19 protein-coding genes and 1 pseudogene are annotated in these 22829 nt (G+C 71.1%); 7 read left to right on the top strand and 13 right to left on the bottom strand.

The window, feature by feature from the left end; genetic code table 11:
• Positions 1-4: 4 nt before the first annotated feature.
• The 7 genes from ACTIF1_RS03790 to mepA form a co-directional block, all read right to left on the bottom strand.
• On the bottom strand, positions 5-1048 hold the full coding sequence (locus ACTIF1_RS03790; protein ID WP_439595043.1) for a TRAP transporter substrate-binding protein: 1044 nt from the start codon (positions 1046-1048) through the stop codon (positions 5-7).
• 78 nt (positions 1049-1126) lie between these two features.
• Positions 1127-1735, bottom strand: a complete 609-nt coding sequence (locus ACTIF1_RS03785) for a 2-dehydro-3-deoxy-6-phosphogalactonate aldolase (RefSeq protein ID WP_439595042.1) — start codon at positions 1733-1735, stop codon at positions 1127-1129.
• Entirely contained in the window at positions 1726-2601 is an 876-nt protein-coding gene (locus tag ACTIF1_RS03780; RefSeq protein ID WP_439595041.1) for a 2-dehydro-3-deoxygalactonokinase, read from the bottom strand. Before ACTIF1_RS03780 ends, ACTIF1_RS03785 begins: the two co-directional genes overlap by 10 nt.
• A gap of 71 nt (positions 2602-2672) precedes the next feature.
• The gene (locus ACTIF1_RS03775) at positions 2673-4013 is read right to left on the bottom strand and encodes a hydrolase (protein ID WP_439595040.1); all 1341 of its coding nucleotides are present in this window, start codon (positions 4011-4013) and stop codon (positions 2673-2675) included.
• A gap of 46 nt (positions 4014-4059) precedes the next feature.
• Positions 4060-4932, bottom strand: a complete 873-nt coding sequence (locus ACTIF1_RS03770) for an ABC transporter permease (protein WP_439595039.1) — start codon at positions 4930-4932, stop codon at positions 4060-4062.
• Entirely contained in the window at positions 4922-5731 is an 810-nt protein-coding gene (locus ACTIF1_RS03765) for an ABC transporter ATP-binding protein (RefSeq protein WP_439595038.1), read from the bottom strand. Before ACTIF1_RS03765 ends, ACTIF1_RS03770 begins: the two co-directional genes overlap by 11 nt.
• A gap of 160 nt (positions 5732-5891) precedes the next feature.
• Positions 5892-6764 (bottom strand): penicillin-insensitive murein endopeptidase, encoded by an 873-nt coding sequence (mepA, locus tag ACTIF1_RS03760; protein WP_439595037.1) that lies wholly within the window; start codon positions 6762-6764, stop codon positions 5892-5894.
• A 176-nt stretch (positions 6765-6940) separates the two neighbouring features.
• On the opposite strand from mepA, the gene galE reads away from it, so the two are divergent.
• Positions 6941-7942, top strand: coding sequence for a UDP-glucose 4-epimerase GalE (gene galE / locus ACTIF1_RS03755; protein ID WP_439595036.1), 1002 nt, complete (start codon positions 6941-6943; stop codon positions 7940-7942).
• A 154-nt stretch (positions 7943-8096) separates the two neighbouring features.
• Here galE and ACTIF1_RS03750 read toward each other — a convergent pair whose 3' ends face one another.
• The 6 genes from ACTIF1_RS03750 to ACTIF1_RS03725 all read right to left on the bottom strand — a co-directional run bounded on the left by ACTIF1_RS03750 (position 8097) and on the right by ACTIF1_RS03725 (position 13649).
• Positions 8097-8429: a hypothetical protein gene (locus tag ACTIF1_RS03750; RefSeq protein WP_439595035.1), complete on the bottom strand. Its 333-nt coding sequence runs from the start codon at positions 8427-8429 to the stop codon at positions 8097-8099.
• A gap of 11 nt (positions 8430-8440) precedes the next feature.
• Entirely contained in the window at positions 8441-9877 is a 1437-nt protein-coding gene (locus ACTIF1_RS03745) for an HlyD family type I secretion periplasmic adaptor subunit (protein ID WP_439595034.1), read from the bottom strand.
• Positions 9874-11631: a type I secretion system permease/ATPase gene (locus tag ACTIF1_RS03740; RefSeq protein WP_439595033.1), complete on the bottom strand. Its 1758-nt coding sequence runs from the start codon at positions 11629-11631 to the stop codon at positions 9874-9876. The genes ACTIF1_RS03745 and ACTIF1_RS03740 overlap by 4 nt, the downstream gene beginning before the upstream one ends.
• A 14-nt stretch (positions 11632-11645) precedes the next feature.
• Entirely contained in the window at positions 11646-12086 is a 441-nt protein-coding gene (locus tag ACTIF1_RS03735) for a hypothetical protein (RefSeq protein WP_439595032.1), read from the bottom strand.
• Positions 12087-12189: 103 nt separating this feature from the next.
• Complete coding sequence (locus tag ACTIF1_RS03730) at positions 12190-13203, bottom strand: glycosyltransferase family 2 protein (RefSeq protein WP_439595031.1); 1014 nt, start codon at positions 13201-13203, stop codon at positions 12190-12192.
• Positions 13200-13649, bottom strand: coding sequence for a GtrA family protein (locus tag ACTIF1_RS03725; RefSeq protein WP_439595030.1), 450 nt, complete (start codon positions 13647-13649; stop codon positions 13200-13202). Before ACTIF1_RS03725 ends, ACTIF1_RS03730 begins: the two co-directional genes overlap by 4 nt.
• A 144-nt stretch (positions 13650-13793) precedes the next feature.
• Here ACTIF1_RS03725 and ACTIF1_RS03720 point away from each other — a divergent pair.
• From ACTIF1_RS03720 to ACTIF1_RS03695, 6 genes and pseudogenes are all read left to right on the top strand, one after another.
• Positions 13794-14489, top strand: a pseudogene (locus ACTIF1_RS03720) (NAD(P)-dependent oxidoreductase); the annotation flags it as partial.
• A gap of 145 nt (positions 14490-14634) precedes the next feature.
• The gene (locus ACTIF1_RS03715; RefSeq protein ID WP_439595029.1) at positions 14635-16155 is read left to right on the top strand and encodes an aldehyde dehydrogenase family protein; all 1521 of its coding nucleotides are present in this window, start codon (positions 14635-14637) and stop codon (positions 16153-16155) included.
• Between the two features lie 119 nt (positions 16156-16274).
• Positions 16275-17876 (top strand): ABC transporter substrate-binding protein, encoded by a 1602-nt coding sequence (locus ACTIF1_RS03710; RefSeq protein WP_439595028.1) that lies wholly within the window; start codon positions 16275-16277, stop codon positions 17874-17876.
• A 112-nt stretch (positions 17877-17988) separates the two neighbouring features.
• Positions 17989-19581, top strand: coding sequence for an ABC transporter substrate-binding protein (locus tag ACTIF1_RS03705; protein ID WP_439595027.1), 1593 nt, complete (start codon positions 17989-17991; stop codon positions 19579-19581).
• A 29-nt stretch (positions 19582-19610) separates the two neighbouring features.
• Positions 19611-21191, top strand: a complete 1581-nt coding sequence (locus ACTIF1_RS03700) for an ABC transporter substrate-binding protein (protein WP_439595026.1) — start codon at positions 19611-19613, stop codon at positions 21189-21191.
• Positions 21192-21198: 7 nt separating this feature from the next.
• Positions 21199-22785, top strand: a complete 1587-nt coding sequence (locus ACTIF1_RS03695) for an ABC transporter substrate-binding protein (RefSeq protein WP_439595312.1) — start codon at positions 21199-21201, stop codon at positions 22783-22785.
• The last annotated feature ends 44 nt before the right edge of the window (positions 22786-22829 follow it).

Genomic DNA, 22829 nt, shown 5'->3' with positions numbered 1-22829 from the left:
TCGATCAGGCGCCGTGCTTGGCGATCAGCGCGCGCGCATTCTCCAGCAGCGCCGCCCCGTCGAAGCCGCGCTCGCGGGATCCGGCGATCCAGCTATCCACCACCGGGCGCGTCGTCTCGATCCAGCGCTGCTTCTCCTCCGCGGAGAGCTGCACGATGGTGTTCTGGCGCCGGCGCTCCACCTGGGCGCGGACGATCGGGCCCTGGTCGTCCCAGGGCTTGGCCGCCATCGCGGCCGCCGCCATGCCGGAATTCGCATCCAGCACGGTGCGGAGTTCCGCCGGCAGGGCGGCGTATTTCGCCTTGTTCATCGCCAGGATGAAGGTGGCGGAATAGAGGGTGGGAGTGCCCAGGATCTCGGTGTGATGCGTCACCAGCTCCTGCAGCCGGATGGAGGGCACGACCTCCCAGGGCACCACGGCGCCGTCGATCACGCGCTGGGACACCGCCTCCGGCACCTGCGGCACCGGCATGCCGATGGGCGCGGCGCCGAGCGCCCGCAGCGCCTCGCCGGCCTGGCGGGTCGGGAAGCGCAGCTTCAGGCCGCGCATATCCTCCAGCCTGGTGACGGAGCGGTTGGCATGGATGACGCCGCCATCATGCGCCCAGATGACGATGGGATGCACATCGGCGAATTCCTCGCGCAGATGCGCCTCCGCGAATTCCTGGCAGGCCAGGGCATTGGGGCGGGCGCGGGCATCCGCCACGAAGGGCAGTTCGAAGACCTCGACGCGCGGGAAGCGGCCGGGGGTATTGCCGGGAAGCGTCCAGACGATATCCACCACGCCGTCCCGCGCCTGGTCGAAAAGCTGCGGCGGCGCGCCGCCCAGCTGCATGGCGGGAAAGATCTGCACCCGCAGCCTGCCCTGCGACTCCTCCTGGACCTTCTGCGCCCAGGGCATCAGGAAGTGGCGGTGCACATTGGAGACGGCGGGCAGGAAGTGGTGCAGCCGGAGCGTGGTCTCCTGCGCCTGGGCGCTGCGCACCAGCGCCGGCGCGGCGAGCGCCGCGGCACCGAGCAGCACGAAATCGCGGCGATTCAGGCTCATGGACACAAACCCCCCAATGCGGTCCTTGCGCGCCGTCGCGCCGGACCCTTTGAGGGCAATCATGCCCGAGCCGGCGGTTTAGGCAAGGCGCAGCTTGGCGGCCTTGGCGCTGACCGCGGCGGCATCGTCGCCGGGGCGGTAGATGGCGCTGCCGATGCCGAATCCGGCCGCACCCGCCGCGCGCCAGGCGGGAATATTGGTGGCATCGATGCCGCCCACCGGCAGCACCCGCGTACCCGCGGGCAGCACCGCCAGCAGCGCCTTCAGCATGGCGGGCGAGCCTGCCTCCGCCGGAAACAGCTTCAGGCCATCGGCCCCGGCCCTGAGGAGCGAAAAGGCCTCGCCGGGGGTGAAGAAGCCGGGGATGCAGATCATGCCCTCCGCCTTGGCGGCACGCACCACGGCCGGGTCGGCATGCGGCGTCACGATCAGCCTTCCGCCGACGGCGGCGATGCGGGCGCAATCGGCGGGGTCCGTCACCGTGCCGGCGCCGATCAGCGCATCCTCCCCGAAGCGGGCGGCCAGGATGCGGATGCTCTCCAGCGGCTCCGGCGAATTTAGCGGAACTTCCAGCACGGCGAGGCCGGAGGCGACCAGCGCCTCGCCGATTCCCACCGCCTCCTCCGGCTTCAGGCCGCGCAGGATCGCGACCAGGGGGCAGGCCGCCAGCCAATCCTTCAGACCCATTGCAGGCTCCTGCCGATATGCCGCAGACCGGCGGCCACAAGGTCCGGATCGTGCCGGGTCACCGCGATGCCGTTCTGCGCCAGCGCCGCGGCATAGAGCCCGGCGAGGCCGGCGGCACCGGCCAGATGGACATGGGCGACGCCTTCCGCCGCCGCCGCGATCTCGTGCCCGATCAGCAGGCCGGAGAGGAAGCTGCGCGTCTCCGCCTGGGCCAGCCGATCCATCAGATGCAGGGTGCGGGCGCCAAACAGATGGTGCAGCAGACCGCCGGGCTGGCGGGCACGGGCCACGCCGCGGGCGAAGGCCTCCGGCATATCCGGACCCTCCGTACTGGTCCGCGCCAGGATGGTGTGCTGCGACAGGGCGGCGAAGGTCTCGCCGGTCATGTGGGTGGTGAAGCCGGTGACGCGGCCGCCTTCCAGCCGGGCCCATTTGCTGTGGGTGCCGGGCAGGCAGGCCAGCGCGGTGCCGAGGGTCTCGGCCAGCGCGACCAGCTTGGTCTCCTCGCCGCGCATCACATCGGGGATGCCGGCGGAATCCTCGGTGGTCAGGCCGGGGATGAGGCGGATCTCGGCAGCCTCGAAGGGGATGGGGGTGGTGGCGGCGGCGATTTCGGCCGGGCCGGCGGGGCAGCGCAGATAGGGCGCCTCGACCCAACCCTGGCGGCTGCCGACCATGCCGCAGAGCAGGACCCGGGTCTCGCCCTCGGCCAGCCAGGGCCCGATCGCCTCCCGCAGCGCCGCGGGGAAGCCGCCTTCCGGCACGGTGAGGATGCCGCCGGGGCGATCGATTCGCGCCTCCGGTGCGCCGACCGCGCCGATGCGGTAGGCGCGCAGGCTCGTGGTGCCCCAATCGACGCCGATCATGCCTGGTTCCGTGTTCCGTCCCGGGCAGGGGGATGCGCCGGGCGGGACGCGGGCGCAAGCCCCCGATGGGATCAGCCGGTCAGCTCGGCCACGCTGATGCGGCCCTCGGATGCCGGCCAGGCGCGGGCCACCACGCGTTCCTCATTGCAGATGCCGACCACGGCGCGGCCGGATTCGGCGGCGGGCAGGCGGAGCGTGGCCGTGGCGGTCACGGCGACGCCCGGCCGCAGCTCCGGCGGCTGGCGCCCGTCCAGCAGCACGATGTCGCGCGGGATGCCGAAATAGCCGCGCGGCCGCTGCAGCAGCACGACGCAGCCACCCGCCTCACGCTCCGCCGGCGTCAGGGCGCGGGCGGGGCGGAGATGCACGATGTCCGAGCTGCGCGGGAAGGGGCCGCGGTAGAAATGGGTGGTGGTATGGCCGGGGGCGGTCACCACGATCTCCAGCGTCCAGTCCGGCGCCACCGCCACCGGGCCCCAGGCGCCGTCCGCGCCGGTGGTGCGGCGGTGCAGCGCCTCGCCGATGCGGGCGCCGGTGGCGGGGTCGGTCCGAAAAACCTCGACCTCGGCCTCGGCCAGGGGGCGGTTGGTGGGGGCGGGGCGGGTTTGCGTCACCAGGCCGGAGAGCGCGGGGCGTGCCTCGGGCAGGGGGGCGATCCGCTCCGGCTCGCGACCCGCGATGAAGCGGAACTGCTCGCGGAAGGCGCGCCAGTGATAGGCGACCTCGCGGTGGTCCAGCGCGCCGAGCACCAGGTTGGTGGCGCCGCGCAGCTCCGGCCCGTCCACATCCGTGCCGGTCGGGCGATCGGGGGTCGCGGACCATATGGCGCGCGGCTGGGCATAGACGTCGTTCCACTCGCTGCGGAGCGTGAGGAAACGGGTGCCGGGCACCACGTCGCTCGGGCCGCCGTTCATGCGGCTGAAGAAGGGGCCGGTGCGGTTGAATTCCCGGTTGCGGAACTCCGGCCAGTCATAGACGCCGCGATTGGGCGTGCCGCAGAGAATGGCGTGGGAGACCTGCTCGGACCCGTCCTGATGCACGACGAAGTCGCGGATCGGATTGCCCCCGCGGGAATTGCCGATGAGGGCGACGCGGGCCGCGCCGGTGCGGGCGCGCAGCGCGGCGACGGCCTCCGCCACACGCTGGGTCTGCTCGGCGCTGCCGCTGCGGCCGGGTTGCGGCACCGTGTCGTCGTCGCGGGCCAGCGGGTCCGGCAGGTTCAGCGCCAGCAGGCGGTCGCGCGCGAAGCCGTTGGATTCGAAGCGCCAGAGGGTGGTGAGCCACAGCGCGGCGTGGTCGCCATTGCCATGCACGAAGACAATGGGCGGCGCCTCCGCCGCCTGCGACCGGGCCAGGCGGGGCATTGCGAGAAGGGCGGCGGAGGCCAGCAGGCCACGGCGAGGGAGGTGCATGCGGCAAGCCTGCCCGCCCCGAATGAGGCGGGCAAGCGGCCGAACATCACACCCCCGGGACGCTGACCTGCTGCTGATCGTTCTGGCCGCGCATCGCCCAGCCCGTGGTGCGGTTCTCGATGGCCACCGCCGCCACATACATCGCCACGCCCATCACCGCGGTCACGATCAGCCCGGCGAAGACCAGCGGCACGTCGAAGCGGGAGCTGGCCAGGATCATCAGGTGGCCGATGCCTTTGTTGGCGGCCACCGTCTCCGCAATGATGGAACCGACGAAGGCCACCGTGATGGCGATCTTCAGCGAGGCGAAGAAATACGGCATCGCGCGCGGCAGCCCGACCTTGCGGATGATGTCGGAGGGTTTTGCCCCCAGCGCCCGCAGCACATCGCGGAGTTCGGGTTCAACCGTCGCAATGCCAGTCGCGACGTTCACCACGATGGGAAAAAAACTGATCATGAAGGCGGTGATCACGGCGGGCACCGTGCCGATGCCGAACCAGATCACCAGGATCGGCACCACCGCCACCTTGGGTACCGAATTGAAGCCGATCAGCAGCGGATAGAGGCCGTGATAGAGCAGGGAGGAGCTGCCGATGGCGACCCCCAGCAGCAGCCCGAAGATCACGGCCAGGAAGAAGCCGATCAGCGTGGTCATCAGCGTCTGCCAGCTATTGTCCAGCAGCGGCACCCACCACTTGATCATGCTCTCCGCGATGGCGGTGGGCGCCGGCAGCACGAATTGCTGCACGTTGAAGGCGCGCACGCCCGCTTCCCAGATCACGAACATGCCGATGATGACGAGCCAGGGCAGCCAGGCCTGCAGCCGGCGACGGCGGCGCTGGGCCAGCGCCATGGCCTGCAGCCGGCGCAGCGCCTCGGGCGACATGGTGGCGTCCGACACGGCGGTGTCACTGGCCATGGACGACCTCCTCGCCCTTGCGGGCGGCACTGATGTGTTCGCGCAGGTCATGCACCAGGGAGACGAATTCGGGCCGGTAGGTGGTCTCCAGCGTGCGCGGCCGCGGCAGGTCGACGATCCGCTCCGCGATGATCCGCCCGGGGCGGGAGGACATGACCAGCACGCGATCCGCCAGATAGGCAGCCTCCCGCAGATCGTGCGTCACCAGGATGACGGTCGGCTTCCGCGCCATCCAGACATCCTGCAGCACCGCCCAGAGATCCTCGCGGGTGAAGATGTCGAGCGCGGCGAAGGGCTCGTCCAGCATCAGCAGGGCCGGCTCATGGATCAGCGCGCGGCAGAGGCTGGCGCGCTGCTGCATGCCGCCCGAGAGTTCGTGCGGGAATTTCTTGTCGAAGCCGCCCAGGCCGACCAGCTTCAGCAGGTCCTGGGCGCGGGCCTCATACATGGCGCGCTGGGGGCGCAGCTGGCGGCGATGCGGCTCCACCACCTCCAGCGGCAGCATCACGTTGTCGATGATATTGCGCCAGGGCAGCAGGGTCGGGTTCTGGAAGGCCATGCCGGCGATGGAGAGCGGGCCGTCCACCTCCTGCCCCGCGACCAGCAGCGTTCCGGCGGTGGCGGGCCAGAGGCCGGTGACCAGCTTCATCAGCGTGGACTTGCCGCAGCCGGAGGGGCCGACCACGGCGATGAACTCCCCCTTGCCGACGGAGAGCGTGGCGTTCTGCAAGGCCAGCGTGCCTTCCACGCCGCCATACCGCATGGCGACGCCGCTGATCTCGACGAAAGGTCGCTCCATCAGAATTCCCCGGCCCTTCCCTGGCGCGACGGGTCGCGCACGGTCCTGTGTGCGACAGGCGGAGGGGCGGGCGCAAGACGCGGACCGGGCCGCAAGCCGCCCCGCGGCCAGGGAATGGGCGTTTTTTGGCGCGCGCTTGGGCAGAATGCCCAAGCCGAGGTCATGGCGCGGCCATGACGGCGCTGCAGGCGAGCGGCAGGCGCGGCGGCGGGCCGGGCGGGCCGGGGGGCCGCGGCCGCGGATTGCGGGCCTCCTCGGAGAACCACCAGTCGAGGCTGGCATCGCAGCCATCGCCGGGCGGCGGCGGGGCAATGTCGCGGCAGTCGGGACTATCCGCCGGGCAGCGCAGGCGCAGGTGCATATGGCTGTCATGGCCGCGCCAGGGCCGCACCCGGCGCAGCCAGGGGGCGCCGGCATGGTCGGCGCAGAGGCGGCGCTTGATGGCGGGGTTCACCAGCAGCCGGTCCAGCCCCGGCGCTTCCGCCGCGATTCGGATCAGCGTGGCGTGGCGGGCGGTCCAGCGCGCCGGGTCCACCGCCAGCCCATCCGGGCGGACCAGGGAGGGAATCGAGAGCTCCTCCCGCATCGCCGCCGGCACCCGGGGCTTTGGGCGCAGGTCGAGCCAGATATCGGCGTCCAGCCCGGATTGATGGCTGGCATGGCCCCAGGGCATCGGCCCGCCGCGCGGCTGCGACAGGTCGCCGATCCAGAGGTCCGGCAGTCCGGCGGCGCGCGCCTCGCCGGCCACATGCCCGACCAGCGCAAGGGTGGCCGGATGCCCCCAATGGCGGTTGCGGGAGGTGCGGATGGCCTGCCAGCCCGGCCCTTCCGGAGCCAGGGCCTGGCCGCCGGCGAGGCAGCCGAGGCCGGTGCCGCCGATGGCCCGCGGCGGCCCGAGCGTCGGCCGGGGCAGCGCCGCCCAATCCGCGGCGCGCGCCGGCGGGCCGGGCTGCGCGGCGGCAGGCGTGGCCGGCAGCAGCGCCAGCAGGCCCAGAAGCATCGCGGCGCGGCGGAGGGGGGCGGTGCGGATCATGCCCGGGTGATAGGCGCCGCGACCGGCCGGCTCAACTTGCCCCCGCGCCGCTCAACCCATCGCGATCCCGCAGGGCGCCGCCGCGATTTCTGACACATTTGGCCGCCAGTCTGCGTTGTGGCCGGCAGCGGCCCGCCCGGACCGGGTGCCGTGCCGGCGGAGTGGGAGCAGGAATCTTGGGTCGTTATCTGGTGACCGGCGGGGCCGGCTATGTCGGCAGCCATACCGTGCTGGCGCTGCGCGATCGCGGCGACGAGGTGGTGGTGCTCGATGACCTCTCGAAGGGCCATCGCGCGGCGGTGCCGGCCGGGGTGCGGCTGGTGGAAGGGCGCTGCGAGGACCGGCGCGCCCTGGCGGAGGCCTTTGGCGGCGGCCGGTTCGATGCGGTGCTGCATTTCGCGGCGCTGTCCCTGGTGGGCGACAGCATGCGCGACCCGCTGCGCTACATGTCGGAGAACCTGGCGGGTCTCGCCGCCGTGGCGCAGGCCGCCGTGCAGCACGATTGCCGCCGGCTGGTCATGTCCTCCACCGCCGCGCTCTTCGGCTTCCCCGAGCGCATCCCGATCGACGAGGAACAGCGCCTCGGCCCGGTCTCGCCCTATGGCGAGAGCAAGCTGATGTGCGAGCGGGCGCTGGACTGGGCGGAGAAGATCCACGGCCTGCGCTTCGCCTCGCTGCGCTACTTCAACGCCGCCGGCGCCGACCCCGAGGGCCGCGCCGGGGAGGATCACGACCCGGAGACGCATCTGGTGCCGCTGGCGATCGATGCCGCGCTGGGCCAGCGCCCGCCGCTGATGGTCTTCGGCACGGACTACCCGACGCCGGACGGCACGGGCGTGCGCGACTATGTGCATGTGACCGACCTGGCGGATGCGCATCTGCGCGTGCTGCCGCTGCTGGAGGAGCGGTCGGTGCGCTACAACCTCGGCAATGGCACCGGCTATTCGGTGCGCGAGGTGATCGACGCGGTGCAGCGCGTCGGCGGCCGCCCGGTGCCGCATGCGCTGGGCCCGCGCCGGGAGGGTGACCCGGCGGTGCTGGTCGCCTCCTCCGCCAGGCTGCGGGCGGAGACCGGCTGGTCGCCGCGTTTTCCGAAGCTGGAGGATATCGTCCGCACCGCCTGGGATTGGCGGGTGGCGCATCCGCAGGGCTATGCGGGGCGGCGCGCGGCGGCTTAGAGCATTTTCAAGCCATGCGGCTTCGCATGGCGACTCGGAAAATGTGTCAAAACAATAAGCTAGAGCCGTTTCAGCGTCTTCGCTTACGGTGAAACGGCTCTAGCAGAGGGCCTTCCTCTGATGTTCCGCCGCCTGTCAGGGCCGCCGCGGCGGCTCAGCCGTTGAAGCGGAAGGCGCCGGCCACCTGGTCCTGCGGCTCCGCCTGGCCCTGATTGGCCTGGCCCTGATTGGCCTGGGACTGGGCGCCTGCCTGGCTCGCCAGCGTCTCCTTGGCCTTGGCCTCGATCTGCCGCGTCACCTCGGCCAGCACGCGGGCCAGGTTCGGCAGCTGCAGCACCGGCACCACCAGCATGGCGGAGGGTTCCGGCTTGCCCTCCTTGGCGGCGGTGGAGGCGGCGGTCTGCACGCCGAGGGTGATGCGTGCGACGCCGCTGGCCACATGCACGTCGATGATGCCGTCGCCGAAGACGGTGGGAATGCCGGTCATGGAAGGGGCCCTTACTGTTCGCGGAAGGCGCGGTGGAAACTGTCGATCACCGGCTGCAGCAGGTAGCGGGCGAAGGTGCGCTCCCCGGTCTGGATCTGCGCCTCCACCGCCATGCCGGCGCGCAGCGTCAGCCCTTCCACCGCGTTGAGCTGGCTTTCGTCCAGCAGGATCTGCACACGGTAGTAGCTGAGCCCGCGCCGCTCATCCTCGGTCACGTCGGAGGCGACGAAGGTGACGTGGCCATGCAGGTAGGGCACCAGGCGCTGCTTGAAGGCGGGCAGCCGGATCTCGGCCTGCAGGCCGGTATGGACCACGTCGATGTCGTTCGGCTGGACATGCACCTCGGCGATCAGCCGGTCCTCGGCCGGCACCAGGTCCATCACCGGATCGCCGGCGCGCACCACGGCGCCCACGGTGAAGACGCGCAGGTTCAGCACCGTGCCGCGCTCGGGCGCCACGATCTCCATCCGGGTCGAGACATTCTCCGCCGCGCGCAGCCGCTCCTCGGTCTCCGAGAGCTTCAGCCGCACCTCGCGCAGCTCGGCCGAGGCTTCCTGGCTGCGGGTGGTATCGACGCGCTCCATCTCGCGCTGCGATTCCTCGATCTGGGCGCGGGAGCGGACCATCTGGTTGGTGATGTCCGTGATATTGCCCTCGACCGAGGCCACCTGCCGCTGCAGCGCCAGCAATTGCGGCAGGCGCGCCAGGCCCTGGCGCAGCAGCTGGGCGGTGTTCACCTCCTCCGCCCGCAGCAGCACCAGCATGCGGCGCTGCGCGTCCATCTGCCCCTCGGCGGAGGCGATGGTGGCGCGGTGCTGGTCGATGCGGGCGCGCAGCACCTGCATCTGGCTTTCCAGCGCCAGGCTGCGGGCCTGGAACAGGGCCTGCTGGCCGGTGATGACCTCCGCCGCGCGCGGCTCCTGCGAGGCCAGCAGGTCAGCCGGGAAGCTGATGGTGCGCGCGCGGGCCAGCTCCGCCTCCAGCCGTGCATCCTGCGCCAGCAGCGCCCAGCGCTGGCTGCGCAGCGTCTCGGTCTGCTGCGCCGCCTGGGGCTGGTCGAGCCGCATCAGCACCTGGCCGGCCGCGACCGTATCGCCGTCGCGCACCAGGATCTCGCGCACGATGCCGCCCTCGAAATGCTGGATGGTGCGGCGCGTGCCCTCCACCTTCAGCAGGCCGGGCGCGATCGAGGCCTCGGCCAGCGGCACCAGGCTGGCCCAGACGCCGAGGCCGATCACGAAGATGCCGACGATGAGATAGCCGAGCCCCATCGCCACCCCGGTGCGCGGCTTGGGCGCGTCCAGGATGGAATCGGGCTCCGGCGGCTGCCAGAGGGCGGGCGGCTGCGCGGCGGGGCGCGGGGCGGGGGCGGCATTGGCCGGCATGGGCAGGATGCTGCCGATGGGCTGCGGGCCGGAATTGGGGCCCATGGGAATGGCGCCGCTCATCGTGCTCCCTCCGCCCGCGGGGGCTGCTGGACGATCTCCGCAGGACGGCCCCCCGGGTTACCCCCTTGGGCCAGCCGCTTGAGGACTTCCGCCCGGGGCCCGAAGGCCTCGGCCGCACCGTCGCGCAGGAGCAGCACCTTGTCCACGCCCTGCACCAGCGTCGGCCGGTGCGAGACCAGGATCACGGTGGCGCCCTGCGCCTTCAGCGTCTCCAGCCCGCGGATCAGCGCCTGCTCGGCATCGCCATCCAGGTTGGAATTGGGCTCGTCCAGCACGACGAAGCGGGGGTTGCCGTACATGGCCCGCGCCAGGCCGATCAGCTGGCGCTGGCCGCCCGAGAGGTGCTGGCCACCATCGCCGATCTCGGTGTCATAGCCCTGCGGCAGGCGCAGGATCATCTCGTGGCAGCCGGCAAGCTGGGCGGCCTCGAAGACACCCTCTGGCGGCTCGTCGCGCATGCGGCTGATGTTCTTCATCACCGTGCCGTCGAACAGCTCCACATCCTGGGGAAGGTAGCCGACATAGCGGCCGAAATCCTCCCGCTGCCAGGTGAAGACATCGGCGCCATCGAGGCGCACCGTGCCGGCGGCGGGCGCCAGCGTGCCGATCAGCAGGCGGATCAGCGTGGTCTTGCCGGCGGCGGAGGGGCCGATGATGGCCATGCTCTCGCCCGCCGCCAGGTTGAAGCTGACGCCCTTGATGATGGCGACCGGCTGGCCCGGGAAGCCGAAGGTCACGCGTTCCGCGGCCACGCGGCCGGTCGGCGCCGGCAGCGCCATGCCGGCGGGGCGGATGCGCGGCATGGCCAGGAAGGCGAGCAGGCGGCGATAGGACTGCCGGGCCTGCACCAGCTGCTTCCAGCCGCCGATCATCTGCTCCACAGGCGCCAGCGCCCGGCCCATGATGATGGAGGCGGCGATGGAGGCGCCGGAGGTCAGCTGCTGTTCCAGCACCAGCCAGGCGCCGACGCCGAGCACGCCGACCTGCACGGCAAGCCGCGTGAAGCGGGTGATGGAGAGCAGGATGGCGGCACGGTCCGCCGCGCGTTCCTGCGGCGGGATGGAGGTGGACAGCCCGTCCCGCCACCGCGCCAGCACGGCGGGCGCCATGCCCATGCTGTCGATCACCTCCGCATTGCGGACCATGCTCTCGGCGCGGCGCTGGTTGGTCATGCTGGCGGTGCTGGCCTGGCGCACCAGCTTCGCCGTCGCCCATTCATTGGCCAGCGTCAGCAGGAACAGGATGCAGGCGCCGCCGAAGGCGATCCAGCCGAGCACCGGATGCAGCGCGAAGATCACCGCCAGGTAGATCGGCACCCAGGGCACGTCGAAGACGGTGAGCGAGGCGGGGGAGCCGAGCCAGGCGCGGCAGGCGCCGAGGTCGCGCAGCGCCTCCATCCGATAGGGGCGGCCGCGCAGCTGGCTCTCGATGGCGCGAAGGAAGGCCTCCGGCGCCACCTTGCCCTCGATCCAGCTGGCCAGGCGCTGCATCACCTGGCCGCGCAGCCCGTCCAGGATCGCCATGACCATCAGGGCGAAGAGCGCGATCGCCGTCAGGTAGTACAGCGTATCGATGCTGCGGGAGCCGAGGACGCGGTCGAAGACCTGCATCATGTAGAGCGAGACGGTGAGCTGCAGCAGGTTCACCACGCCGCTGAACATGGCGACGCCGACCAGCTGCCGCCGGCCCGCCGCGATGGCGCGCGACAGCACCGTCTCCGGCACGGATTCGGCCGATCCGGGCATCAGGGGCATGGGGGGGCGCATGCTCAGAGCACTCCCGCCGGCAGCAGGTCCGGGCGCAGCCAGAGCGCGGCGGCGAGGCCGCCCAGCAGGCCGAGCGCCACCAGATTGGCCAGCACCAGCTTCAGGAAGCCGGGGCCGCCGCGCAGCCGCGCCAGCTGGTCCCGCGCCGCCTCCATGCGGATCGCCTCCGCCTGGTTGTGCAGGGTGCGGAAGGCATGCGCCTGCAGCTCCGCCTCCGCCTTGCCGCGCAGCGCCTCCCGCTCCGTCGGGCGGCCGGCCTCCACGGCCAGCGCGAAGGCCAGCAGGTCGCGCAGCCGGTGCTCGGCCCCGTCGGTCACGAAATCCTCCAGGCAGGGCGCCGGCGGGGTGGCGAGCGCCACCGGCGGCACCGGCCGCGGCGCCTGGTCGGCGCGGCCCGGGCTGGCGCCGTTCTGGGGCAGGCCCGTGATCTGACTTCCAGACATTTTTTGGTCCGTACGGATGGCCGGCTGACGGCGGAGAACTCAGTCCCCCAGGCTCCTAGCATGCGGTCGTCAACGAACAAACAAACGTGAGGGTTAAACTTCCCTAGGAAAGCTGTCGGCCCACGCTTGTTTGATCACCGGAAGGATCGCCCGTGTAAATCGCCTCCGGCCCGAAGTCCGGCGCCGGAATCGCCAGATAGGCCATGCGCTTTGCTTCCATGCGGCCGCGCGTTACGGTGTCCAGGATCAACCCGCAGGCGAGTGCGAGGAAGGCCAGCAGCACCAGGCCCATGGAGAGCACGGCGGTGGGCAGCCGCGGCACCAGCCCGGTGGCCAGGAATGTCTGGAGCACGGGGATGGACAGGACCACGCCGGTGCCCGCCAGCAGCAGGGCGGCCAGCGCGAAGAAGGGCAGCGGCCTTTCCCGCCGCACCAGCAGCAGGATGGCGCCCAGGATGCGGAAGCCGTCGCGCCAGGTATTGAGCTTGGAGGTGCTGCCGGGCGGCCGGGCGCGATAGGGGGTGGGCACCTCGCCCACCGGCATGTGCAGCTCCAGCGCATGCACGGTGAATTCGGTCTCGGTCTCGAAGCCCTCCGCCAGCGCCGGGAAGGATTTCGCGAAGCGGCGGGAGAAGACGCGGTAGCCCGAGAGCATGTCCGTGATGCGGTTGCCGAAGATCACGCGGACCATGCCGGTCAGCACCAGGTTGCCCAGCACATGGCCGGGGCGGTAGGCGGCGCCGTCCTGGTCCTGCGTCACGCGGGTGCCGGTCACCATGTCCAGCTTCTGCTCGATGGCCAGGCGCAGCATCGCGGGCGCGGCGGCGGCCTCGTAGGTGTCGTCGCCATCGACCAGCACGTAGAAATCGGCCTCGATATCGGCCAGCATCCGCCGCACCACATGGCCCTTGCCCTGCTGCGGCTCCCGCCGCACCAGCGCGCCGGCAGCCTGCGCGGCGGCCACCGTGCCGTCCCGGCTGTTGTTGTCATAGACATGGATGGCGGCGTTGGGCAGGGCGGCGCGGAAGGCGGCCACCACGCGCGGGATCGCCACCTCCTCGTTGTAGCAGGGGATCAGGACCGCGACGCGCGGGGCAGCGCCCGATTGGGGGCTCATGCCGCCGCGGCCTGGAAGACGAAGCGGCGCGAGAGGAAGAAATTGCCCGCCAGACCCGCAATGGCGCCGGCCGCGACGCCCAGCACCGGATGGGCGGCGACGAAGGGCAGGAAGGCGACGAGGGCGGCATAGGTGCCGTAGTTGCAGGCGAAGCCGACCAGGTTCACCAGCAGGAACATCACCCATTGCCGCGCCAGGGGCGCCCGAGGCGCGTCGCGAAAGGTCCAGGCGCGGTTCAGCGCCCAGGTGGTGCTGGCCGCCGCGACATAGGAAAGGGCGCGGCCGGAATAGAGGCCGAGGCCGAGCGCCAGCCCGGCATAGAGCACGGCCGTGTCCACCAGGAATCCCACGGTGCCCACCACGCCGAATCGCAGGAACTGCAGCAGCCCGTCCCGCCGCTGCGACCCCAGGCGCGCGATCAGGGTTCTGGCGGTGCTTGCGGGCATGTCGTTTCCATATCTCGGCGGGATCTCGGCAGGTGGTGCGTCCGGCGGGATCGTCAAACCATGGCAGCGTGACCAAAAGGCGGCAGCTTGCCGGCGTCGCGGGGGGCTGCGAGCCTCGGCGCCGTGACCGAAGGGGATTGGCGGATGCGGATCGGCGTGGTGGGGCTGGGGCAGATGGGCTTGGGCCTGGCCGGGCGGCTGGTGGCGCAGGGGGTGACGGTCTCCGGCTTCGACCTCGATGCCGGCCGCCGTGCCGCGGCGCAAGCCCTCGGCGTGCAGGTGGCGGATTCGGTCGCCGCGGTGGCGGCGCCCGTGGTGCTGCTCTCCCTGCCGCAGGACCGGGCGGTGGAGGAGGTGCTGCTGGCCCTGCTGCCGGCGCTGCCGAAGCAGGCGGTGGTGGCCGATACCTCGACGCTGGACCCCGAGGCGGCGCGGCGCTTCGCCGCCGCGGCGGCGGATTGGGGGGTGGACTACCTGGATGCGCCGGTCTCCGGCGGTCCGGCCGGGGCGGCCGCCGGCACGCTCGCCATGATGCTGGGCGGGGAGGCGGCCGCGATCGAGCGCGCCCGCCCGGCGCTGGCGCTGGTCGCCACCCGGCTGGTGCATGTCGGCGGGGCCGGGGCGGGGCAGGTGGCCAAGCTGGTGAACAACCTGCTGGTGGCGACGCATCTGGCCGCGGCCGGGGAGGCGCTGCGCCTCGGCGCGCTGGCCGGGGTGGCGCCGGAGGCGCTGCTGCCGGTGATCAACGCCGCCTCCGGCCGCTCCGCCGCGACCGAGGTGAATTTTCCGCGCTGGATCCTGCCGGGCGGCTTCGATTCGGGCTTTGCCGCGGGGCTGATGCGCAAGGATGTGCGCCTGGCGCAGGCGCTGGCGGGGGATGTCGGCGCGCAATTGCCTGCGAGGCGGCCGTGGCGCGATGGGAGGCGAGCGAGGTCCCGGACGGCGCCGATTTCAACCGGGTGCCCGCCGCCATCCTGGGGGGCGCATGAGCATGTTCGACGCGAAGGCGGTGCTGGCGGAAGAAGTGGCGCGGCTGCTCGGCGGGCGCATCGGCAGCGTGCTGCAGGGCGAGGTGACGGAGGGGCAGGGCGCCCCGATCACCCTGCAGGACCCTGCCACAGGCCAGGCCATGGCGGATTACGCCGATGCCGGCGCGGCAGTGGCGCGCGAGGCGGCGCGAGGCGCGGCGCGGGCGCAGCGGGACTGGATGGCGCTGAGCGCGGCGGAGCGCGGGCGCCGCATCTGGAAGCTCGGCACGCTGCTGCGCGCCAATGCCGAATCCCTGGCCCGCCTCGAATCGGCGAATGCCGGCAAGCCGCTGCGCGACTGCCGCGCGCAGGTGGCCCGGGTGGCGGAAATGGCGGAATACTGGGCCGGCTGGTGCGACAAGATCGAGGGGCGGACCGTGCCCGTGCCCTCCGGCCATACCGTGATCATCCGGCGGGAGCCGATGGGCGTGGTGTTGGCCATCACGCCCTGGAACGCGCCGATCTTCACCTGCGGCTGGAACGTGCTGCCGGCCATCGCGGCGGGCAATGCGGTGGTGCTGAAGCCCTCGGAATACACGCCGCTCACCTCGCTCGCCTTCGCGCTGCTGGCCGTGCAGGCGGGGTTGCCGCGCGGGCTGGTGCAGGTGGTGGCGGGGCTGGGGGCGACGAGCGGGGAGGCGCTGCTGGCGGCGCCGGAGGTCGCCATGGTGACCTTCGTCGGCGGCGCGGCGAGTGCCAGCCGCATCGCCGCCGCCTGCGCCGCGCGGATGATCCCCTGCGTGCTGGAGCTGGGCGGCAAGTCCGCCAATATCGTCTTCGCCGATGCCGACCTGCCGGCCGCCGTGCAGGGCGCCCAGCAGGCGATCTTCGCGAGTTCGGGCCAGAGCTGCGTCGCCGGGTCCCGGCTTCTGGTGCAGCGGTCCATCCACGACAAGTTCGTGGCGCTGCTGGCCAGGGCCTCCGCAAGAATCCGGATGGGCGATCCGCTGGATGTGGCGACGGAGGCCGGGCCTGTCGCGACCGCGCGGCAATTCGCGCATGTGACGGCGATGCTGGCGGCCGGGGTGGCGGAGGGGGGGCAGTTGCTGGCCGCGCCCCGGGCCAAGGCCCTGCCGGAGGAGGGCTTCTGGGTGATGCCGAGCATCCTCGCCGGCCTGTCGAACGACGCGCAGGCGGCGCAGACGGAAATCTTCGGCCCCGTCGTCACCGCCATCCCCTTCGAGGAGGAGGCGGAGGCCGTGGCATTGGCGAATGCCACCCCCTATGGCCTGGCGGGCGCGGTCTGGACCCGCGACCTCGGCCGGGCGCATCGGGTGGCGGCGGGGGTGCGGGCGGGCAGCTTCTGGGTGAATGGCTACGGCACCATCCATGTCTCCGTGCCCTTCGGCGGCTTCGGCGCCAGCGGCCATGGCCGGTCCTCGGGCGCGGAGGCGCTGGCCGCCTATACCCAGTCCAAGGCCGTCTGGATCGAGACCGCGGCGGACCCCGTTTTGGGCTTCGGCCATCGTCCCGGCTGATTGTTGCGGGCCTTGCATCGCGCCCGGGAAGCCTGTTCCCTTGAGGGGCGGGGGCGGCGCGGTGCCGCGTGATCCAATGCGGCGCCTCGAAGCGCCCCAACGTCTGGAGATGAGACAAGATGCTGCGACGCCACCTCTTGACCGGCGCCGGGGCGGCGCTGGGCGCCTCGACCCTCGGGGTGCCCGCCTTCGGCCAGGGCACCTCCGCCGCGTCCCGCGTGCTGAAGTTCATCCCGCAGGCGGACCTGGCGGTGGTCGATCCCATCGTCACCACCGCCTATGTCACGCGCAACCACGCCTATCTCATCTGGGATACGCTCTACGGCTTCGACGCCGACTACAAGGCGCAGCCGCAGATGGCGGCGGGCCATACGGTTGAGGATGACGGCAAGCGCGTCACCATCACCCTGCGCGACGGGCTGAAGTGGCATGACGGCACGGCGGTGACGGCGCGCGACTGCGTCGCCTCCATCCGACGCTGGGCGGCGCGGGATGCGCTGGGCCAGGTGCTGATGACGCAGACGGATGAGCTTGCGGCCTCCGGCGACAAGGCCATCGTCTTCCGCCTGAAGAAGCCTTTTCCCCTGTTGTTCGAGGCGCTGGGCAAGCCTTCCACGCCCGTTGCCTTCATGATGCCGGAGCGGTTGGCCAGCCAGGACCCGGCGACGCCGATCCGCGGCGACCTGATCGGCAGCGGGCCCTTCAAGTTCGTCGCCGGCGAACGCGTGCCAGGCGCCCGCATCGTCTATGAGCGTTTTGCGGATTACGTGCCGCGCACGGGTGGCGAGGCCAGCTGGACCGCCGGGCCGAAGGTGGCGCGCTTCGACCGCGTCGAGTGGCATGTGACGCCGGATGCGGCGACCGCGGCGGCCGCGCTGCAGAATGGCGAGATGGATTGGTGGGAGCAGCCGACCGGCGACCTGCAGCCGGTGCTCCGCCGCAACCGCAACGTGGTGCTGGAGATTCCGGACCCGACCGGGTTGCTGGCGATCGCGCGCTTCAATCACCTGCACGCGCCCTTCGACAAGCCGGCGGTGCGCCGCGCGCTGCTGGGCGCCGTCAACCAGGCGGATTTCATGACCGCCGTGATCGGCACGGATCGCAGCCTGTGGCGCGAGGGCATCGGCTATTTCCCACCCGGCACGCCGCTCGCCTCCGATGCCGGGCTCGAGGCCATCACCAGCCCGCGCAACATGGACAAGGTCAAGGCCGATCTGGCCGCGGCCGGCTATAACGGGGAGAAGGTGACGCTGATCGCGGCCTCCGACTTCCCCTCGCTGAACGCGCTGGCGCAGGTGGGCAACGACATGCTGCGGCGCGCCGGCATGAATGTGGACTATATCTCCACCGATTGGGGCACCGTGGTGCAGCGGCGCGCGAGCCGCGAGCCCGGGGAGCGCGGCGGCTGGAGCATGTTCTTCACCTTCTGGTCGGGCCTCGACATGTTCAACCCGGGCGTGCACCAGAGCCTGCGCGGCCATGGCCAGCAGGCCTGGTTCGGCTGGCCGACCATCCCGCGGCTGGAGGAGCTGCGCGCCGCCTGGTTCGACGCGCCGGACCTCGCGGCGCAGCAGGCGCTGGGCCGGCAGATCCAGGAAGTGGCCTTCCAGGAAGTGCCCTATCTGCCGCTCGGCCAGTACTTCCAGGCGACCGCCTATCGCCGCGACCTGACCGGCGTGCTGAAGGGCCTGCCGCTGTTCTGGAACGTGCAGCGCGGTTGAGTGCGGCGCGGGGGAGGGGTGCGCGGGCGCCCCTCCCAAGCGGTTACGGCTTGCGGGATGCGGCCAGGGCTGGTCTGATCCGTTCTCAGGAAGGCTTGAACGGGAGACTGGTATGCTTCGCAGGGACCTGCTGAAGGCAGGCGCGGCTGTGGCGGGCGCATCCGCATTGCCGCGCGTCGCGATCGCGCAGCCGGCACAGAATCGCGTCTTGAAGATGGTGCCGCAGGCGAATCTGACGAGCCTCGATCCGGTGTGGACCACCGCGAATATCACCCGCAACCACGGGCACATGATCTACGACACGCTGTATGGGCTGGACGCGCAGTTCCGCCCGCAGCCGCAGATGGCCGCGGGCCATGTGTCCGAGGATGGCGGCAAGCGCATCATCATCACGCTGCGCGAGGGTCTGCGTTTCCACGACGGCACGCCGGTTCTGGCGAAGGATGTCGTGGCGAGCGTGACGCGCTGGATGAAGCGCAACCCCTTCGGCCAGAAGCTGGCGACGCTGACGGAGGAGGTCTCCGCGCTGGATGACAAGCGCCTGCAGTTCAGCCTGAAGCGACCCTTCCCGCTGCTGTTTGCCGCGCTCGGCCAGGTCTCCAACAGCCCGGCCTTCATCATGCCGGAGCGCATCGCCAGCACGGATGCCTTCACGCAGATCCGCGAGACGGTGGGCAGCGGGCCCTTCCGCTTCAAGGCGGATGAATACAATTCCGGCTCGATGGTGGTCTATACGCGTAACCCCGACTACCTGCCCGTCTCGACCGGCACGCCGAGCCTGACGGCGGGCCCGAAGATCGTGAATTTCGACCGCGTCGAGTGGCACATCATCACGGATGCGGCGACGGCGGCCGCGGCGCTGCAGACCGGCGAGATTGACTGGTACGAGCAGCCGCCGCCCGAGATCCAGATGCTGCTCCGCCGCAACCGTAACGTGAAGATCGAGGCGATCGACCCGCTGCCGCTGACCGGCATCCTGCGCATGAACCACCTGCACGCGCCCTTCAACGACAAGAAGATGCGCCAGGCGCTGCTGCCGGCGATCAGCCAGTCCGACTTCATGCAGGCGATCGTCGGCACCGACCCGAACCACTTCAACGCGGCGACCGGCTTCTTCACCCCCGGCACGCCGCTGGCCAACGATGCCGGCATGGCGCCGCTGATGGGGCCGCGCAGCATCGACCGCGCGAAGGCCCTGATGCGCGAGGCCGGCTACACCAACGAGCCGATGCGCCTGATCGGCCCGACCGATATCCTGGCACCCTCCGCCATGACGCAGGTGGGCGCGGATCTGGTACGCCGCCTCGGCTTCAACGCGGATATCGTGCTGACCGACTGGGGCACCACTGTGCAGCGCCGCGCCTCGCGCGAGCCGATCTCGGCGGGCGGCTGGAGCATGCTCTTCACCAGCTTCTCCTCCTTCGACTTCGCCAATCCCGCGGCGCATTTCCCGCTGCGCGGCAATGGCGCCGGCGCCTGGTTCGGCTGGCCCAGCATTCCGAAGCTGGAGGAGCTGCGCGACGCCTGGTTCGAGGCGCCGGATGTCGCGGCCGAGCAGCGCCTGGGCCGCGAGATGCAGGAAGTGGCGATGGATGAGCTGCCCTATATCCCCGTCGGCGCCTACCTCTCGCTGACCGCCTTGCGCAGCAACCTCTCGGGCCGCGTGCCCGGGCTGGCGCTCTATTGGGGCATCAAGCGGGACTGATCGGCGACAACCCAGGAAGGGACGTGCAGATGATCGGACGGCGTGGATTGATGGCGGCCTCGGCCGCGGCGGTGGCGGCCCCCAGCGTAGTCTTGGCGCAGGGTGGCGCGCAGCGCGTGCTGCGGGTGATCCCGCAGGCGAACCTCACCTCGGTGGATCCGGTCTGGACCACGGCGGTGGTCACCCGCAACCACGCCTTCATGCTGTATGACCAGATCTGCGCGCAGGACAGCAACGGCGAGATCAAGCCGCAGATGGCGGAAGGCTGGACCGTCGCCGACGACCAGCTCAGCTGGACCTTCGTGCTGCGGGAGGGGCTGGCCTTCCATGATGGCGAGAAGGTCCTGGCCAAGGACTGCGTCGCCTCCATCAAGCGCTGGGCGCGGCGCGATCCCTTCATGCAGGTGCTCTCGGCCAATGTGGCGGAGGTGGAGGCGCTGGACGACCGCCGCTTCCGCTTCCGCCTGCACCGGCCGGTGCCGCTGCTGACCATGGCGCTGGGCCAGACGCAGTTTCCCTGCTTCATCATGCCGGAGCGCATCGCCGCGACGGATGCCTTCACCCAGATCCGCGACACGGTGGGCAGCGGTCCCTTCAAGTTCGTCCCCGGCGAATGGAATCCGGGCCAGCGCGCCGTCTGGGCGAAGAACGAGCGCTACGTGCCGCGCAGCGAGGCGGTGGATGGCCTGGCCGGCGGGCGGCGGCCGAATATCGACCGTATCGAATGGACCATCATCACGGACCCCGCCACCAGCGCCAATGCGATGATGCAGGGCGAGCAGGACTACTGGGAATATCCGCTGCACGACCTGCTGCCGCTGATGCGCCGGAACCGGGAGCTGGTGGTGCAGCAGCGGCTGCTGGATGGCACCTATGGCGTCTGCCGCTTCAACACGCTGCAGCCGCCCTTCAACAACCCCGCCATTCGCCGGGCGGTGGCCATGGCGGTGGACCAGCGGGACTATCTGCGCGCCGTCGCGGGCAATGATGCCGATGGCTGGGGCGTCTGCGAGGGTGTCTTCACCTGCGGCACGCCGCTGGCGAATGAGAGCGGCAGCGAGATCCTGAAGACGCGCAATATCGAGCGGGCCAGGGCCGCGCTGCGCCAGGCCGGCTACAATGGCGAGAAGGTGGTGCTGATCGCGCCGGGCGACTATCCGCAGATCAATGCGCTGTCGCTGGTCACCGCCGATATCCTGACGCGGATGGGCATGAACCTGGAGGTGGTCTCCACCGACTGGGGCACGCTGGTGCAGCGCCGCGCCAGCAAGGAGCCGGTGGAGCGTGGCGGCTGGAGCATCATCCACACCACCTCCTCCGGCCAGTCGCTGGCGCTGCCGGTCTACCACCTGTTCCTGCGCGCCAATGCCGATGCCGCCTGGTTCGGCTGGCCGAATGAGCCGGAGATCGAGCGGCTGCGCGGCGAATGGGTGCAGACCGGCGACCCGGCGCAAAGCCGCAGCATCGCGGAGCAGCTCAACGCCAAGGCGATGGAATCGATGTACTACATCCCGCTCGGCTACTACTGGCAGCCGAGCGCCTGGCGCCGCAATGTCACCGGCGTGTTCCGCGCGCCGGCCACCGTGTTCTGGAACATCGGCAAGGGCTGATCCCATGATGCAGGCGACCAGGCGTGGCGTGCTCGGTGCGGCAGGTGCGGCGCTGGTCGCGCCCCGCCTGGCATCGGGGCAGGTGGCGGCGCGCACGCTGCGCTTCGTGCCGCAGGCCAATCTCTCGAACATCGACCCCGTCTGGTCGACCGCCGTGGTGGTGCGCAACCACGGGCTGATGATCTACGACACGCTCTATGGCCTGGGCGCCGATTTCCAGCCGAAGCCGCAGATGGCGGCGGGGCATGAGATCAGCGAGGAGGGCCGGCGCTGGACCATCACGCTGCGGCCCGGGCTGCGTTTCCATGACGGCGCGCCGGTGCTGGCGCGGGACTGTGTGGCCTCGATCGCGCGCTGGTCGAAGCGGGACGTGCTGGGCCAGCGGCTGGACGGGCTGCTGGACGGCATGCGCGCCATCGACGATTCGCGCTTCGAGATCCGGATGAAGAAGGCCTGGCCCGGCCTGGCTTTCGCCTTGGGAAAACCGTCGGCCAATATCTGCGCCATCATGCCGGAACGCGTGGCGCAGACCGACCCCTTCCAGCAGATCCAGGACTTTACGGGGAGCGGGCCCTTCCGCTTCCTGCGCGACGAATTCCGCGCCGGCGACCGTGTGCATTACGCGCGCTTTGAAGGCTACGAATCGCGCAATGAGCCCACCGATTTCATGGCGGGCGGCAAGCCCGTGCACTTCGATCGCGTGGAATGGCGGGTGATGCCGGATCCCTCCACGGCCGCCGCCGCGCTGCAGAACAACGAGGTGGATTGGTGGGAGACGCCGCTCTCCGACCTGCTGCCGCTGCTGCGCCGGAACCGCGACATCGTCGTGGACCTGGTGAATGGCGCGGGCAATCTTGGCGTGCTGCGCTTCAACTTCCTGCATCCGCCCTTCGACAATGTCGCGGTGCGCCGCGCCATCCTGCCGGCGCTGGACCAGCGCGCCTTCATGGATGCCGCCATCGGCACGGATCCCGAGATGTCCCGCGTGCCGGCCGGTGCCTTCACGCCGGGCATGCCGCTCGCCAATGATGCGGGGCTGGAGGTGCTCTCCGGCCCGCGCAACCTGGCCGCCGCCCAGCGCGCGCTGCGCGAATCGGGCTATGCGGGGCAGCGCGTGGCGATGCTCTCGGGCACGGATATCCCGGTGCTGCAGAACCTGTCCGTGGTGGCGGCGGATCTGCTGACGCGCATCGGCTTCAACGTGGATCTGCAGGCGATGGATTGGGGCACCCATATCCAGCGCCGCACCAATCGCGGCCCGGTGGAGCAGGGCGGCTGGAGCGCCTTCTGCACGACCTGGGAGGGCTTCGATGTCTCCGTCCCCGGCAGCCACCAGCCGATCCGCGGCCATGGCGCCGCGGCCTGGGCCGGCTGGCCCACCATCCCGCGCCTGGAGGAACTGCGCGAGGCCTGGTTCGAAGCGCCGGACCTGGATTCGGAAAAGCGCATCGCGGCGGAGATGCAGCGCGTGGTCTGGCAGGAGGTGCCCTTCATCCCGCTCGGCCAGGTGCTGCCGCGCATGGCCTATCGCCGCAGCCTGGCGGGCGTGGTGAAGGGCGGGCCCGCGCTGTTCTGGGGCGTGCGGCGCGCCTGACCCCGCCGCTGGCACGGCGCGTGCACCGCAACGATGCCAGGCGC

This window comes from Falsiroseomonas sp., from assembly GCF_051860665.1.
GTDB lineage: Bacteria > Pseudomonadota > Alphaproteobacteria > Acetobacterales > Acetobacteraceae > Falsiroseomonas.
This window is presented reverse-complemented; position numbering and strand designations above follow the sequence as displayed.

Bases quoted from the DNA above. Each gene is read 5' to 3' on its own strand.
- ACTIF1_RS03790 (WP_439595043.1), bottom strand. From the start codon at position 1,048: ATGAGCCTGAATCGCCGCGATTTCGTGCTGCTCGGTGCCGCGGCGCTC.
- ACTIF1_RS03785 (WP_439595042.1), bottom strand. From the start codon at position 1,735: ATGGGTCTGAAGGATTGGCTGGCGGCCTGCCCCCTGGTCGCGATCCTG.
- ACTIF1_RS03780 (WP_439595041.1), bottom strand. From the start codon at position 2,601: ATGATCGGCGTCGATTGGGGCACCACGAGCCTGCGCGCCTACCGCATC.
- ACTIF1_RS03775 (WP_439595040.1), bottom strand. From the start codon at position 4,013: ATGCACCTCCCTCGCCGTGGCCTGCTGGCCTCCGCCGCCCTTCTCGCA.
- ACTIF1_RS03770 (WP_439595039.1), bottom strand. From the start codon at position 4,932: ATGGCCAGTGACACCGCCGTGTCGGACGCCACCATGTCGCCCGAGGCG.
- ACTIF1_RS03765 (WP_439595038.1), bottom strand. From the start codon at position 5,731: ATGGAGCGACCTTTCGTCGAGATCAGCGGCGTCGCCATGCGGTATGGC.
- mepA (WP_439595037.1), bottom strand. From the start codon at position 6,764: ATGATCCGCACCGCCCCCCTCCGCCGCGCCGCGATGCTTCTGGGCCTG.
- ACTIF1_RS03750 (WP_439595035.1), bottom strand. From the start codon at position 8,429: ATGACCGGCATTCCCACCGTCTTCGGCGACGGCATCATCGACGTGCAT.
- ACTIF1_RS03745 (WP_439595034.1), bottom strand. From the start codon at position 9,877: ATGAGCGGCGCCATTCCCATGGGCCCCAATTCCGGCCCGCAGCCCATC.
- ACTIF1_RS03740 (WP_439595033.1), bottom strand. From the start codon at position 11,631: ATGCCCCTGATGCCCGGATCGGCCGAATCCGTGCCGGAGACGGTGCTG.
- ACTIF1_RS03735 (WP_439595032.1), bottom strand. From the start codon at position 12,086: ATGTCTGGAAGTCAGATCACGGGCCTGCCCCAGAACGGCGCCAGCCCG.
- ACTIF1_RS03730 (WP_439595031.1), bottom strand. From the start codon at position 13,203: ATGAGCCCCCAATCGGGCGCTGCCCCGCGCGTCGCGGTCCTGATCCCC.
- ACTIF1_RS03725 (WP_439595030.1), bottom strand. From the start codon at position 13,649: ATGCCCGCAAGCACCGCCAGAACCCTGATCGCGCGCCTGGGGTCGCAG.
- ACTIF1_RS03715 (WP_439595029.1), top strand. From the start codon at position 14,635: ATGAGCATGTTCGACGCGAAGGCGGTGCTGGCGGAAGAAGTGGCGCGG.
- ACTIF1_RS03710 (WP_439595028.1), top strand. From the start codon at position 16,275: ATGCTGCGACGCCACCTCTTGACCGGCGCCGGGGCGGCGCTGGGCGCC.
- ACTIF1_RS03705 (WP_439595027.1), top strand. From the start codon at position 17,989: ATGCTTCGCAGGGACCTGCTGAAGGCAGGCGCGGCTGTGGCGGGCGCA.
- ACTIF1_RS03700 (WP_439595026.1), top strand. From the start codon at position 19,611: ATGATCGGACGGCGTGGATTGATGGCGGCCTCGGCCGCGGCGGTGGCG.
- ACTIF1_RS03695 (WP_439595312.1), top strand. From the start codon at position 21,199: ATGCAGGCGACCAGGCGTGGCGTGCTCGGTGCGGCAGGTGCGGCGCTG.